We start from the raw sequence: 13,854 nt of genomic DNA on the forward strand, positions 1-13,854 counted from the left end.
TATTTTTACATTAATGGATTTTTTGAATTTCCTTGATTTTAAGGTTACCGATTTTATAGACATTGTTCTTGTAGCCATTCTACTTTACTATGTATACAAATTAGTCAAGGGTACTGTTGCCATCAATATCTTTATTGGAATAGTTATCGTTTGGGCACTTTGGAAATTGACCGAACTGCTTCAAATGAAAATGATAAGTAGTGTGGTAGGCGGATTCATGAACATTGGACTAATCGCCCTTATCATCGTTTTCCAACAAGAAATTCGGAAATTCCTGCTGCTCATTGGCTCCACAAATTTCGCCTCCAAACGAAGTTTCATAAGGCATTTCAAGTTTTTAAAGCAAGAAGCATTACCCACAGATGTGGATGTTGAGGCCATTTTAGGAGCTTGTAAGAATATGGGCATGAGCAAAACAGGAGCCATTCTGGTTATTGAACGGACCAACAACCTCGATTTTGTAAAATCAACGGGTGATGATATGAACATTAAAATTACCCAGCCCATTCTTGAAAGTATTTTTTATAAGAATAGCCCGCTTCACGATGGTGCAGCCATTGTTCAAGACAATTATATCACTGCCACAAGGGTTATTTTGCCCGTTTCCAATGAAAGGAATATTCCACTGAGATACGGGTTGCGACACCGTGCGGCTATTGGTATCACCGAAAAAACAGATGCAGTCTGCCTTGTGGTTAGCGAAGAAACAGGGATGATTTCATATATCAAAAATGGAGAGTTCGTTCTATATAAAAGCTTGGAAGAATTGACCGCAATGATAAAAAAAGATTTAGGCTAATGGAGTGTAAAAATTGTGGGCATTCCTTAAGAAGGGATTTCAGCTATTGTCCTGTTTGTGGTGCTAAGGTCATTCACAACCGGTTGACGCTAAAGAATATTTGGCAAGACATTAGTTTTCAGGTTTTTGATTTGGACAACACCATCTTAAAGACTTTCAGGCATATGTTCACAAAGCCCGAAGTAGTTGTGGAAGGTTATATCGGGGGCGCTCGAAAGAAATACATGAATCCAATAAGTTATTTTGCGATTGCCATTACACTTTCTGGATTACTCTTTTACATTCTTCGCAATTGGTATGGTATAAACATGACGCAAAACACTATTAACGGTCAGAAAGGTCCTGATATGGACTTTATTTTCGACTATCAGGGGCTTCTATCCTATCTTATGATGCCCATATATGCCTTAATGACTTGGATTCTGTTTTTAGATAAAAGGAAACTCAATTTTACCGAACACCTGGTTACCAATGCTTATACAACTGCACAAATGTCTTTTGTACAGTTCATCGTACTATTGCCCTTGTTCGGTTTATTTGACTTGAATTACCAATCGATAAATTGGTACGTGCTCTTGGTCATGATAGGATTCCAATTTTATGTCTTTAAAAGAATACATGGTATTGGAATAGGTAGTACCATTATCAGAGCCTTGGCTTATGTCTTCCTATTTTTTATGGTATTTATGGTAATAGGAATAGTCATTGCTATTATTGGATTCATGACTGGTTTTATGGACATTGAAGATTTTAGGCCAAAATAGCAATCATACCAGTTCCTCAGCCATAAATTGGGCTTCATATAAATCACGGTAATACCCGTCAGATTTCAATAGCTCTTTATGCGTTCCCATTTCAACAATATTACCCGAATCCATAACCAAAATCTTATCAGCCTTTTTTATGGTCGCTAAACGGTGGGCTATGATAATTGAAGTTCTACCCTCGGTAATTTTTTCGGTTGCCCTTTGAATGAGTTGCTCAGAGTAGGTATCTACTGAAGAAGTCGCCTCATCTAAAACCAGAATGCTTGGATTACTGACATAGGCCCTTAAAAATGCTATCAATTGTCGTTGCCCGCTTGATAACATGGTTCCTCGTTCCTTCACGTTATATTGATACCCTTCGGGTAGACTGGATATAAATTCGTGCACCCCTATTTGCTTCGCGGCCTCTTCAATTTGAGTTACAGTAACCGATTCGTCTTTTAAAGAAATATTATTGGCAATGGTATCAGCAAATAGGAACACGTCTTGGAGCACCACAGCAATATGGGAGCGGAGCGATTTTAATGAATATTGCTGAATATCAATATCGTCAACCAAAATTTGACCCGAATTGATTTCATAGAATCTATTCAAGAGATTTATGATAGTTGACTTACCAGCCCCAGTGGCCCCTACAATGGCTATGGTTTGACCTGCCTTGACATCAAAAGATATTCCATGGAGCACCTCTTCATCAGCTACATAACCAAAATGAACCTTATCAAATCTAAGGTCACCCTTTATCTGTGGTTTTTCAATTGTACCACCATCTTGAATCTGACTTTCGGTATCCAGGATTTTAAAGACACGATTTGCGGCAACCATACCCATTTGAAGGGTATTGAATTTATCAGCTATTTGACGTAAGGGACGAAATAGCATTCCTGAAAAAAGAATAAAAGTGAAGATGTCACCATATTCGTCAGGAGCAACGCCAGCTACGTTTTGCAATCCGCCAAACCAGACAATCAAACCAACGCTCACAGCAGCCAACAACTCAGCTACAGCGAAGAAAATACTGTTGTACCAGACCGTTCGTAACCAAGCGTTTTGGTGTTTTTCATTAATACGACGAAACTTTTCTTTTTCAATACGTTCACGATTAAACAACTGAACGATTTTCATTCCTGCAATTCGTTCCTGCACAAAGCTATTGAGATTAGCCACCTGAGCACGCACCTCAATAAAGGCAGATTTCATTGCCTGCTGAAAAAGACGTGTAGCATACAAGATTACCGGAAGTATAGCAAATACAATCAAGGCCAATTTCCAATTCATTACCAACATTATAACTGCAACGACCAACATCTTTAGTAGGTCGGCCACTATTACAAAAAAGCCCTGGCTAAAAATTTCACCAATACGTTGCATATCGGCAACTGCTCGGGTTACCAAAACACCAATTGAAGAGGTGTCAAAATATTTCATTTTGAAACCGATAATCTTCTTAAAAAGTTCGATTCGGACGTCCTTAATAACAGATTCCCCTAAGAGGTTGGCAAAATAGGTAAACAGTAACTGGCAGGTCACCTCTCCTATCAAAACGCCTAACATGGCCAATACCAAGTATAAAAGTCTTTCGGCATTTTTATTGGTTATAGCTCCATCTACAATATCTCCAATAAGAATTGGCGTCAAAACCGAGAATGCTGAAAGCAAAATTGCTATAAGCGCAACGGAATAAAACAATACCCGATACGGCCTCGTTTTTTCGAACACGCGCTTAAATAGCTTAAAATCAAATGCTTTTCCTGTCTCTTTTTCGTTACTCATATATGTATGGAATCTGGGTAGACCACTTGGGTCAAATATAGGCCTTTTGCAGGCACTGAAACACCGGCCTCACTGCGGTCCTTACTTTGTAAAACATGTTGCATCCATTCTACCGGTTTCCGTTTTAAACCTATTTCCAATAAGGTGCCAACAATAGCCCTTACCATGTTTCTGAGGAATCTATCTGCAGTAATATGAAATACTGCCTTTTCATCTCCTATTCTCCAAACTGCATTTTCAATGTTGCACAAATACGTTTTTACATCGGTATTTGATTTTGAAAAACATTCAAAGTCCCGGTGTTCCAATAAATAAATGGCCGCTTTGTTCATAGCCTCAAAATCCAGAGGTTCCCTTATAAAATGAGCACTGTCTTTGTAAAATGGGGATTTATCTTGAACCAACCAATATTCATAGCTCCGTGCTATTGCATCAAACCGAGCGTGTGCCTCCACGCCAACCTCAAAAATTTGTTGAATAGCTATGTCTTCTGGTAGAAAGGCATTCAATCTTCTTTTAAGTTCAGGGCAATCAATGGCATCCTCAAAATCGAAATGTGCAAAAAGTTGCTTGGCATGAACACCAGCATCAGTACGACCGGCACCCATCAATTCAATTTTGTTGCGCATTAAAGTTGAAAGGGCTTCTTCTAGGGTTTGTTGTATGGAAACAGCGTTGGGCTGACGTTGCCAACCATGATAACCCTTGCCGAAATACGAAAGTTCAATGAAAAACCGCAAAAAAGTGTTTGAATTGGTATGCATCAAAGATAACCTAATAGCTTCCATACTGCTTTGCCGACAAATTACTTTAGCATATTTTTAGCGTCATGACCAAAATCCTCTTGCTTTCCGATACCCATGGCCATATGGACAAGTCCATATTGAAGTATGCTGAACAAGCTGACGAAATTTGGCATGCGGGTGATATTGGCAGTTTAGCGGTGACCGATAAGTTGGCGGCCATAAATACGCTAAGAGGGGTTCACGGTAATATTGATGACCATGTTATCCAAAAAGAATTTCCAGAACACAATCGTTTTTTCTGTGAGAAGGTCGATGTTTGGATAACTCATATTGGCGGATATCCTGGCCGATATAACATTCGTGTTCGTGATGAAATAAGGGCCAATCCTCCAAAACTATTTATTTGTGGCCACTCGCATATTTTAAAGGTCATGAATGATAAAAAGTTGCAAGTATTGCACATGAATCCAGGTGCGTGCGGAAAACATGGTTTTCACCAAGTTAGAACCATGCTTAGATTTGTTATAGATGGTGATAAAATCAGTGACCTTGAAGTAATTGAGTTAGGAAAAAGATGAAATACTTACTTCTATTCATATCGCTTATTTACGCTATTCCCAGTAATGCGCAAAACAAAGGGGTTACCTTACTTATTTTAGGTACGGTTCAAGATGGTGGAAGCCCACATATAGGGTGCCAAAAAGAATGTTGTGCTGTTCTTTTTGACGAACCTGACCCTTCAAGAAAGGTGGTTTCCCTTGGGGTTATTGACCATGAAAATCAACGAACATACATTTTCGATGCCTCACCTGACTTTACAACGCAACTCAAAATGGTTCAGGAATACACACTACCTGAGCGAAAAGCACCTGACGGTATCTTTTTAACCCATGCACATATTGGTCACTATACAGGGTTAATGTATTTGGGAAGGGAAGCTCTGGGCGGCAAAGATGTTCCGGTTTATGCCATGCCTAAAATGAAACTTTTTTTGGAGAAAAATGGACCTTGGGACCAATTGGTCAACCTAAAAAACATCGAATTAATCGAAATGACAACTGATGAAAAAATGCAGTTGACACCAAACCTAACCGTAATACCTTTCCTTGTTCCACATAGAGGGGAGTATGCTGAAACGGTTGGATTTAAAATAATTGGCAGTAAAAAATCTGCACTTTTTATCCCAGATATTGATAAGTGGTATTTGTGGGAGAAATCAATTGTCGAAGAGTTGAAAAAGGTCGACTTTGCCTTTTTGGATGCCACCTTCTTCGATGCAAATGAGGTAAACCATAGAGACGTTTCTGAAATTCCACACCCGTTTGTGATTGAGAGCTTGGAGCTATTTAAAGACCTTCCAGAAAACGAAAAATCAAAAATTCACTTTATCCATTTAAACCATACCAATCCATTGCTTGATTTAGAAAGCAAAGCATCAATGGAAGTCCGTTCAAAAGGGTTTCAAATAGCCCAATTCAGTGGCACTTTCAAACTTTAGTTCCTGTTTTTAATTAGCATAGTAAGTTACTAGGTTTTTATCGTCTAAGAGGGTAAACAACTTTTAAAGAGAACAACATGAAATCTAATTTTTTAGGAATTTTTGTTTTAGCCAACCTAGTGCTCATCTTTTCTTGTGCTGAAAAGGCGAAAAAGGAAAACGCAAAAGACGAGCTAATGGCTGAAGAAATGGTGGCAGAACCTGTTTACGATACCAATAACCTAACTTCAGTTTTTGCTGCAATGGAGTATGCACATGGGGGCTGGGACGACCTTTACAGCAAAAAAGATGTTCAATATACCTACCGTTATCATAGTCCTGCAGCTAATAAAACGGATCTTTCAACGGAACGCTATATCTTTTCGAATGAAGCTAGTTATGGCAAATACACCCAACATGAAATTAATGTAATGCCTGATAAAGAAGGTGTAGTGGAGCAACATTTTGATGGTTCGGCGACTAAAGTTATGGTTGATGGAGAAGTAAACGAAGACCCTCAAAATATTGGCATGGGTGAATTTTTACGTAGGGCCAATTTCTTCTGGTTTGTAATGCCCTATAAATTGAATGATTCGGGAACCATTTCTGAGTATATAGGTCAAGAAGATTTCGAAGGAAAAATCTATGATAAGGTTTTGGTCACGTATGACCCAGCAGTTACGGGTAAAGAACAAAACGACACCTATATACTATTTATCGACCCAGAGACCAAAATGGCGAGCCGTTTTCTATTCTCACTACCAGCCTTAGGGGTCAATGAACCAATACTTATTGCAAATTATGATTATACCAATGTGGGCGGGCAAATGATAGCTACAAAACGTACTTATTTTCTACCCAATGAAAAAGGTGAGTTTTCAGAAGAACCCAGCTTGGTACAGACATTGACGGATATTAGTTTCAACAACGGATTTACCGTTGAAAACATCATGGAGTGACACCATTTCAAAAAAATAAAATAGTCAGAAACAAAAAAGCCCCTGAATTCAGGGGCTTCTCGCACTAATACTACTAAGATGTTAGGTTTAACGTAAACGATCAACAGATTTTACAAGATCTTCATCCTTTTTGATAGCCCTGTTGGCCAGGACCAGAAAAACGATAGAAAATACAGGAATCAGCATCCCAATACCCTTCTCAGAAACCGCCGTCTCTCCGGATAAGTTTAGCGATCTGTAAACGAAAAATCCTAGTAAAAGAAGATTTAATATCATGTTCAGTCTGTTCACCACAAACTGGTTTTGTCTTTTCTTATATAGAAATATAGAAATCACGGCAAGCAGCGCAATCAAAACAAAAGCAACCAGAAACAGCATGTTGTTTTTGGCGAAGATTGGTCCACTTTCTTCTTCAACCCATAAACTGACAAAGAACGGTAAAACTAGGTTCAACAAGGCAACCAGTGTCAAGTAAAACGTCTGTATGCGTTGTATCATTGTTTCATTTCCACTTTAGAGGGCAAAAATAAAGGTCTTTTCGATAAATTGGCATTGTTGTTACGATTTTATTTGTATCATTGCACCGTAATGGTTTGAGACTTACCCCGGGAATTCTTATCCCCTCGTTATCTACAACCTATTTCACTTCAAATTTTTTTTAGAAAACAAGTACAATTAACCTTATTAATTAATGTTCGAGATTACGGATCTTAAGGCAAAAAAACTTGCCGAACTTCACGAGATTGCCAAAGAAATGAACGTTCCCAAGTTCAAATCTTTGAAAAAATTGGATTTGGTCTATCAAATCCTAGATGTTCAAGCATCAAACCCGAAAAAAATTACAGCTAAAGTTGAAGAAACAAAAGCTGAAGCCCCAGCAAAAAAATCAAACGAGGCTCCAAAGCAAAAGCGAGAACGAACTCCTAAAAACGAGTCGCAAGGTGGTTCTGAAAAGTCTGACGGAGACAAGGGTAATGGCCAGAAAAATGCCAGAAACCATGACAACAATCGTCAAAACAACAAAAACCAGAACAACCGAAAAAACCATCAGAACAATCGCAACAACCGACAAGAAAAAAATAGCAATTACGACAAGGACTTGAAAAACCGTTATCGGGAACCTGAGTTCGAGTTTGATAGCATCATAACCAGTGAAGGTGTGTTGGATATTATGCAGGATGGCTATGGATTCTTGCGCTCTTCTGACTACAATTACTTGTCTTCGCCTGATGACATTTACGTTTCACAATCGCAAATTCGATTGTTTGGACTAAAAACAGGTGACACGGTTTTGGGTAATATTCGCCCTCCGAAAGAAGGGGAAAAGTATTTTCCACTGATTAAAGTGAACAAAATCAATGGCCTTGACCCACAAGTCGTTCGCGACCGTGTGTCATTTGAGCATTTGACACCACTTTTCCCAAAAGAGAAGTTCAATGTTGCCGATCGTCAAAATTCATTGTCAACACGTATAATCGACCTTTTCTCACCTATTGGTAAGGGGCAACGTGGTATGATTGTAGCACAACCAAAGACAGGTAAAACGATGTTATTAAAAGACATCGCGAACGGTATTGCTGCCAACCACCCAGAGGTGTATCAAATCATTTTATTGATTGACGAACGCCCTGAGGAGGTTACCGATATGCAACGTAACGTTCGTGGCGAGGTGGTTGCTTCTACTTTTGATAAAGAGGCTACCGAACACGTGCGTGTGGCGAACATCGTTATTGAAAAAGCCAAACGTTTGGTGGAATGCGGTCATGACGTTGTAATTCTCTTGGATTCGATTACACGTTTAGCGCGTGCGTACAATACGGTTCAACCAGCATCAGGTAAAGTACTTTCCGGTGGTGTGGATGCTAATGCACTGCATAAACCAAAACGTTTCTTCGGTGCGGCTCGTAACATCGAAAATGGAGGTTCACTTTCAATCATTGCGACTGCATTAACTGAAACAGGCTCCAAGATGGACGAGGTGATTTTTGAGGAATTCAAGGGTACCGGTAATATGGAGCTTCAGTTGGATAGAAGAATCTCTAATCGTAGAATCTTCCCAGCTATTGACCTGATTTCTTCTTCAACACGTCGTGACGATTTGTTGTTGGATGAACAGACCATTCAACGCATGTGGATCATGCGCAAATATTTGGCAGACATGAACCCAGTTGAAGCCATGGAATTTATGGAGCAGCGTATGAAGCAAACTAGAAATAACGAAGAGTTTTTGCTTACGATGAATGAGTAATTCAATTTAAAAGCACTTAAACGATACCTATTAAAATTGTAAGAACCCCACCGAAAGGCTGGGGTTTTTTCTTAACATTATTTAAGAAAAGCCATATCTTTAGGTTTCAACTTAGCCATTAAAATTGGTTGGGTAAATGAAATCCCCCAAAAAACAGAACACTAATTAAAATCGTGTAAAATGAAAAAAACACTTAAAACCATTTCTGGGTTTGCAATGGTAACGCTTTTGCTTATGGGGGCTTGCCAAGAAAAACCCAAGGAGTCAAAAGACGAAGAACCGATGGAGGAAACGGAAGTACTAGTTACTCCGAAACAAATTATTTCAATTGATCAAGCCGATTCGCTTTTCGTAAACTACAAAAGAAGACGGGCCAACAGCATTCAAAAGTTTGAAATGGGCTTGCAAGACGAGGGTGACAAACCCTTTGAGCCTACCCAGTTTGTGACCTTTAATCTTGAGGTGGTAAAAAACTATATCGCTTATGTTGAACAAGAGGCCTACAAAGCTGGAACAACGGTTGATAGCTTGCGTTTGTATTTAGGCAACTATGGCAACACTGAAAAAGGCTGGAAAAAGAAAAGAAGAAATACGGTCTTTATAGTGCCTGCGGCAGAAGCTGAGGATGGCTATGGAGGCATTTATATTGGTGAAGACGGTAAGGCCAAACTAATACGGAATTTATTCAATGGAGGACAAGAGGGCGAACCGAGACAAAAGGCATCCCTATTACCGTCATTTAATACTTCATTATACAATGGTGGTAGTCTAATTTTGAACAGAGGAGATGCAGGGCCACCACCTTTTGGGGATTTCTAAAAAATGATTCAAGAGCTATTTGAATTCGCACTAAAGCGATATAACATAATCGCTTATTTAGTAGCACTTATTCTAAGCATCAGATATTATGGAAAGTACTTTGACACTGCGTTAAAGTACTTTCCAATGATTATAGCCTATACTTTATTCAATGAACTCTTGGGTTACTTCGTAAGAAATTACGATGATTTTGCATTCTTTTCAGATAATATTTCGGCAAACGATTTAATCTACAATTTTTATGACCTAGTGATATATAGCTATTTCTACTTTCTTTATTGGAGACTAGTTGATAACAAGGTAGCCAGAAAATGGATTAAAATTTTATCTATTTCTGTTTTGATTTCATATATCATAAGTAGTTTTTATCAAAACCCTCTTAAGATGTCACTTTTCTATGCAACTTGTTATGGATCATTGATTATTGCAATCTGTGTAATATTCTATTTTGCAAACCGAATAAAATCAGGAGGTTGGAATTGGAACTGGGAAAAATATAACTTAATGACATGGGTTTCGATAGGTCTTTTCGTTTTTTATCTACTATTTCCAATTATTTATCTAATTGGTTTTTTAAGATATGACTTATGGCAAAAGTTCAATCTTCAAACTACGCTTTTGATTCTAATAACCTGCATGTACATATCTTTCTCAATTGGCTTTTTAAAAAGTAGTCGGCGGTTTTTTAGATAATTCGTCTTAACAAACCCTCTTCTAGATACTACCACTTTTTCTTACTTTTAGAACACTGTTAATTCAAATAACTAACTACATGAAATTAAAACAATTAGGAGGTGTTGCCCTAGGTGCGTTCGCCTCATTCTTGGTCATCATTGCGTGCCAAGAAGATTCAGAAGATTTAAATCAAGATGCGGAACAAGGTGCTATCGAAGCACCGGCAAAGCTTATTAGCTTTAGTGCTGCCCAAAACATGCACAACAATTATATGGTAAACCGTGCCAGTGTTATTGAGAAGTACGAACGCGAGGTGAACCAAAAAGACGATTTTGTAGCCATTCAATATTCTGAGTGGGATTTGGAAACCATCGAAGAATACATTGCCTACGTTAAACAAGAGGCAAATGCAGCCAATGTTAATGTGAATACCTTACGTTTCTATTTTGGTCAATACGACCAATCACAAGATGGAAAAAGCAACCTATTTATTGTACCAACTACCGATTTTGATGGTGTCAACCTCGGCTTTTACATTGATGGGTCTGGTGCTGCCTCTCCATTAAAAGGCAAAGGTGATACATCGAGCAAAAATGGAGGGAGTTTAATCTTAAACTACAGCCAAGGAGGACCTCCACCACCGGACGATTTTTAAAAATTATTTGAAAAGGGAGCAATTTGCTCCCTTTTTTAGTTTCTAATTTTGATAATTCGTTTAAAATTCTACATTAGCGTTTTATCAAATTATTTCTTAGTAAGGGCCTTTGATTCCATATTACATAATTTTTTATTTCATCGCACTGGTGGCTTCGCTGGTGACCTTTAAGAAGTACTTTGATACACCCCTCAAAATATTTCCGTTACTTATCGCTTATACTTTTTTCAATGAAATTCTAGGGTACTTTGTTTTATTCTATGAAGAATTTTCATTTTTCGACGAAGAGGAATACAGTTGGCATACGGTAATTATCTACAACATCTACGATATATTCTTTTATACCTATTTGTACTGGCTGTATTACAAACTTTTAAAAGATGCTAAAAATCGACTCCTGGTAAAAGTCTTTGCCGCGATAACACTGGTTGCGGTACTCATATCGTTATTCTTTCAAGACCCTTTTCATTCAGGGCTATATTTTGCGAATTGTTTGGCCTGTATTTTTATAATAATAATCATTAGTCTTCACTTTCAACAATTATATCGACTTAACAAAACCCAACCAAGTCGTTACAACCATATGATTTGGTTCAATATTGGAATGTTGGTTTTCCATTTTTTCTATCCATTCTATGTATTAAATGGCTACCATAATGTGGAGTTCTTTCTAGAGTACAACCTTCGCTTAATTTTATGGTGGGCCATCAGCATTATGTATGTCTTTTTTATCATCGGTTTTTTATTGGGCAAACGACCGTATTTCGGTTAGGTAGTTTTAAAATTTAGGACAAAAAAAATCCTGACGGTTTACCATCAGGATTTTCAATAGATTTTTAGTGTAAGCTTACATAGCCGCAACCTTGCTGGCCAATTTACTTTTTAAGTTGGCAGCCTTGTTTTTGTGTATGATGTTACGCTTTGCAAGCTTGTCAATCATGCCTACAACAGAAGGCAAGAAAGCTTCAGCCTCTTTTTTATCTTCTTCATTCCGCAGTTTCTTGATTGCATTACGAACTGTTTTGTGCTGGTAACGGTTACGTAAACGTACTGCTTCGTTTCTTCGAATTCTTTTTAATGCTGACTTATGATTCGCCATTGTCTTAATTTAAATTTTTTCTTGTAGCCCGTAGGGGAATCGAACCCCTGTTACCAGGATGAAAACCTGGCGTCCTAACCCCTAGACGAACGGGCCGTGTATTGGAAACTTAGAAATCGAAGGATGAAACCATCCATTTTTAACCTTCCACCACATCAGTAGCCCGTAGGGGAATCGAACCCCTGTTACCAGGATGAAAACCTGGCGTCCTAACCCCTAGACGAACGGGCCAAATGTTTTGCAAAGAACGTTAGTTGCATAATTTGCGGACGCAAAAATACAACTATTTTGCAGTATTGCAAGTGGGTATATTTATTTTTTGAGCCTTCTAGTAAGCCTTGGCAAAAAGTACGCGATAAGGTGAGGATGCTCCCGTCACCATACATTTGCCCTCTTCCTTTTCGACATTCAAAGGAATGCAGCGTATCGTAGCCTTGGTTTCTTCTTTGATTTTGTCTTCTGTGGCTGCTGTACCATCCCAATGGGCAGCAATAAATCCGCCCATTTCGTTAAGTACTTTTTTGAATTCCTCATAGGAGTCTACATTCGTAATGTTCGCATCGCGATAGGTCTGCGCCTTGTTGAATATGTTGTCTTGAATAGCCACTAACAGGGTTTCAATTTTTTCAATGACTGCATCGAACGACACCGATTCTTTTTCTAAGGTGTCCCTTCGCGCCACCTCAACAGTACCGTTTTCCAAATCGCGTTGACCGATTGCCAGACGTATTGGAACTCCTTTTAATTCATACTCGTTGAACTTGAAACCTGGCTTGTGGGTATCACGATCATCGAACTTTACAGAAATTCCTTTAAGCTGCAATTGTTTTACCAAAGGGTTGACTTTTTCCGCAATAGCAGCCAACTGCTCCATTCCCTTATATATTGGAACGATAACTACTTGAATTGGAGCAAGTTTAGGTGGTAATACCAGCCCGTTATCGTCGCTATGGGTCATAATCAATGCCCCCATCAGTCGGGTTGAAACACCCCAAGATGTTGCCCAAACATGTTCCTGTTTTCCTTCTTTGGTTGCGAACTTTACATCAAAGGCTTTTGCAAAGTTTTGGCCTAAAAAGTGTGAGGTTCCTGCCTGGAGTGCTTTACCATCTTGCATCAATGCCTCAATACAATAGGTCTCTTCTGCCCCTGCAAAACGCTCACTTTCGGTCTTTAAGCCGCGAACAACTGGCACGGCCATGTGTTGCTCAGCAAAAGTGGCGTAAACGTCTAAAATCAATTCCGCCTCCTTCACGGCTTCTTCCCGTGTTGCATGTGCCGTATGCCCTTCTTGCCATAAGAATTCTGCCGTTCTCAAGAACAAGCGTGTACGCATTTCCCATCGAACCACATTGGCCCATTGGTTTAACAACAAGGGGAGGTCACGGTAGGACTGAATCCATTTTCTATAGGTGTCCCAAATAATGGTTTCTGAGGTAGGTCGAACAATGAGTTCCTCTTCAAGTTTTGCATCTTCATCCACAACAATGCCGCTACCGTCTTCCGCATTCTTTAATCGATAATGGGTAACAACAGCACATTCTTTAGCAAAACCCTCAACATGGCTGGCTTCCTTACTCAGATATGATTTCGGTATAAAGAGCGGAAAATACGCGTTCTGATGCCCTGTATCCTTGAACATTTTATCAAGACCAGCTTGCATTTTTTCCCATATGGCAAAACCATAGGGTTTGATGACCATACAACCACGAACCCCAGAATTTTCAGCTAAATCAGCCTTAACGACCAATTCATTATACCATTTTGAATAATCTTCAGTTCTACTCGTAAGATTTTTACCCATTTAGAATAGTTTGGCACAAAACTTGTGACTTAT

General features: G+C 38.9%; 15 protein-coding genes and 2 tRNA genes. 10 read left to right on the top strand and 7 right to left on the bottom strand.

Annotation, left to right across the window (positions count from 1 at the left end; translation table 11 throughout):
- The first annotated feature begins 13 nt into the window (after window positions 1-13).
- On the top strand, window positions 14-799 hold the full coding sequence (cdaA, locus tag HCU67_RS14025; protein WP_168553221.1) for a diadenylate cyclase CdaA: 786 nt from the start codon (window positions 14-16) through the stop codon (window positions 797-799).
- Window positions 799-1,563, top strand: coding sequence for a DUF3667 domain-containing protein (locus HCU67_RS14030; protein WP_168553222.1), 765 nt, complete (start codon window positions 799-801; stop codon window positions 1,561-1,563). The genes cdaA and HCU67_RS14030 overlap by 1 nt, the downstream gene beginning before the upstream one ends.
- Window positions 1,564-1,566: 3 nt before the next feature.
- Here the strand turns inward: HCU67_RS14030 and HCU67_RS14035 are convergent, their stop codons facing one another.
- Both HCU67_RS14035 and truA read right to left on the bottom strand, forming a co-directional pair.
- Window positions 1,567-3,339, bottom strand: coding sequence for an ABC transporter ATP-binding protein (locus HCU67_RS14035; protein WP_168553223.1), 1,773 nt, complete (start codon window positions 3,337-3,339; stop codon window positions 1,567-1,569).
- Window positions 3,336-4,103 carry a tRNA pseudouridine(38-40) synthase TruA gene (gene truA / locus HCU67_RS14040; RefSeq protein ID WP_246865789.1) on the bottom strand — a complete coding sequence of 256 codons (768 nt, stop codon included), beginning with the start codon at window positions 4,101-4,103 and terminating at the stop codon, window positions 3,336-3,338. Before truA ends, HCU67_RS14035 begins: the two co-directional genes overlap by 4 nt.
- Window positions 4,104-4,168: 65 nt before the next feature.
- On the opposite strand from truA, the gene HCU67_RS14045 reads away from it, so the two are divergent.
- From HCU67_RS14045 to HCU67_RS14055, 3 genes are all read left to right on the top strand, one after another.
- Entirely contained in the window at window positions 4,169-4,663 is a 495-nt protein-coding gene (locus HCU67_RS14045) for a metallophosphoesterase family protein (protein WP_168553225.1), read from the top strand.
- A complete protein-coding gene (locus tag HCU67_RS14050) occupies window positions 4,660-5,583 on the top strand; it encodes an MBL fold metallo-hydrolase (protein ID WP_168553226.1) in 924 nt (307 codons plus the stop codon). Before HCU67_RS14045 ends, HCU67_RS14050 begins: the two co-directional genes overlap by 4 nt.
- A gap of 77 nt (window positions 5,584-5,660) precedes the next feature.
- Entirely contained in the window at window positions 5,661-6,521 is an 861-nt protein-coding gene (locus HCU67_RS14055) for a DUF6503 family protein (RefSeq protein ID WP_168553227.1), read from the top strand.
- Between the two features lie 87 nt (window positions 6,522-6,608).
- On the opposite strand, the gene HCU67_RS14060 is transcribed toward HCU67_RS14055, so the two are convergent.
- Window positions 6,609-7,019, bottom strand: a complete 411-nt coding sequence (locus HCU67_RS14060; protein WP_168553228.1) for a DUF4293 domain-containing protein — start codon at window positions 7,017-7,019, stop codon at window positions 6,609-6,611.
- Between the two features lie 193 nt (window positions 7,020-7,212).
- Between HCU67_RS14060 and rho the strand changes: the two genes are divergently transcribed.
- The 5 genes from rho (at window position 7,213) to HCU67_RS14085 (ending at window position 11,690) form a co-directional block, all read left to right on the top strand.
- On the top strand, window positions 7,213-8,769 hold the full coding sequence (gene rho / locus HCU67_RS14065) for a transcription termination factor Rho (RefSeq protein ID WP_168553229.1): 1,557 nt from the start codon (window positions 7,213-7,215) through the stop codon (window positions 8,767-8,769).
- A gap of 180 nt (window positions 8,770-8,949) precedes the next feature.
- On the top strand, window positions 8,950-9,588 hold the full coding sequence (locus HCU67_RS14070; RefSeq protein ID WP_168553230.1) for a hypothetical protein: 639 nt from the start codon (window positions 8,950-8,952) through the stop codon (window positions 9,586-9,588).
- Window positions 9,589-9,591: 3 nt separating this feature from the next.
- Window positions 9,592-10,281 (top strand): hypothetical protein, encoded by a 690-nt coding sequence (locus HCU67_RS14075; protein ID WP_168553231.1) that lies wholly within the window; start codon window positions 9,592-9,594, stop codon window positions 10,279-10,281.
- A 79-nt stretch (window positions 10,282-10,360) separates the two neighbouring features.
- Window positions 10,361-10,918: a hypothetical protein gene (locus HCU67_RS14080; RefSeq protein ID WP_168553232.1), complete on the top strand. Its 558-nt coding sequence runs from the start codon at window positions 10,361-10,363 to the stop codon at window positions 10,916-10,918.
- A 109-nt stretch (window positions 10,919-11,027) separates the two neighbouring features.
- Entirely contained in the window at window positions 11,028-11,690 is a 663-nt protein-coding gene (locus HCU67_RS14085; RefSeq protein ID WP_168553233.1) for a hypothetical protein, read from the top strand.
- Between the two features lie 75 nt (window positions 11,691-11,765).
- Here the strand turns inward: HCU67_RS14085 and rpsT are convergent, their stop codons facing one another.
- The 4 genes from rpsT to proS all read right to left on the bottom strand — a co-directional run bounded on the left by rpsT (window position 11,766) and on the right by proS (window position 13,821).
- A complete protein-coding gene (gene rpsT, locus HCU67_RS14090; RefSeq protein WP_168553234.1) occupies window positions 11,766-12,017 on the bottom strand; it encodes a 30S ribosomal protein S20 in 252 nt (83 codons plus the stop codon).
- Window positions 12,018-12,041: 24 nt separating this feature from the next.
- A tRNA-Glu gene (locus tag HCU67_RS14095) sits at window positions 12,042-12,113 on the bottom strand.
- A 63-nt stretch (window positions 12,114-12,176) separates the two neighbouring features.
- A tRNA-Glu gene (locus tag HCU67_RS14100) sits at window positions 12,177-12,248 on the bottom strand.
- A 97-nt stretch (window positions 12,249-12,345) separates the two neighbouring features.
- Window positions 12,346-13,821 carry a proline--tRNA ligase gene (gene proS / locus HCU67_RS14105; RefSeq protein ID WP_168553235.1) on the bottom strand — a complete coding sequence of 492 codons (1,476 nt, stop codon included), beginning with the start codon at window positions 13,819-13,821 and terminating at the stop codon, window positions 12,346-12,348.
- Window positions 13,822-13,854: the final 33 nt, after the last annotated feature.

Origin of the sequence: Croceivirga thetidis, from assembly GCF_012272815.1 — a bacterium.
GTDB classification, from domain to species: domain Bacteria; phylum Bacteroidota; class Bacteroidia; order Flavobacteriales; family Flavobacteriaceae; genus Croceivirga; species Croceivirga thetidis.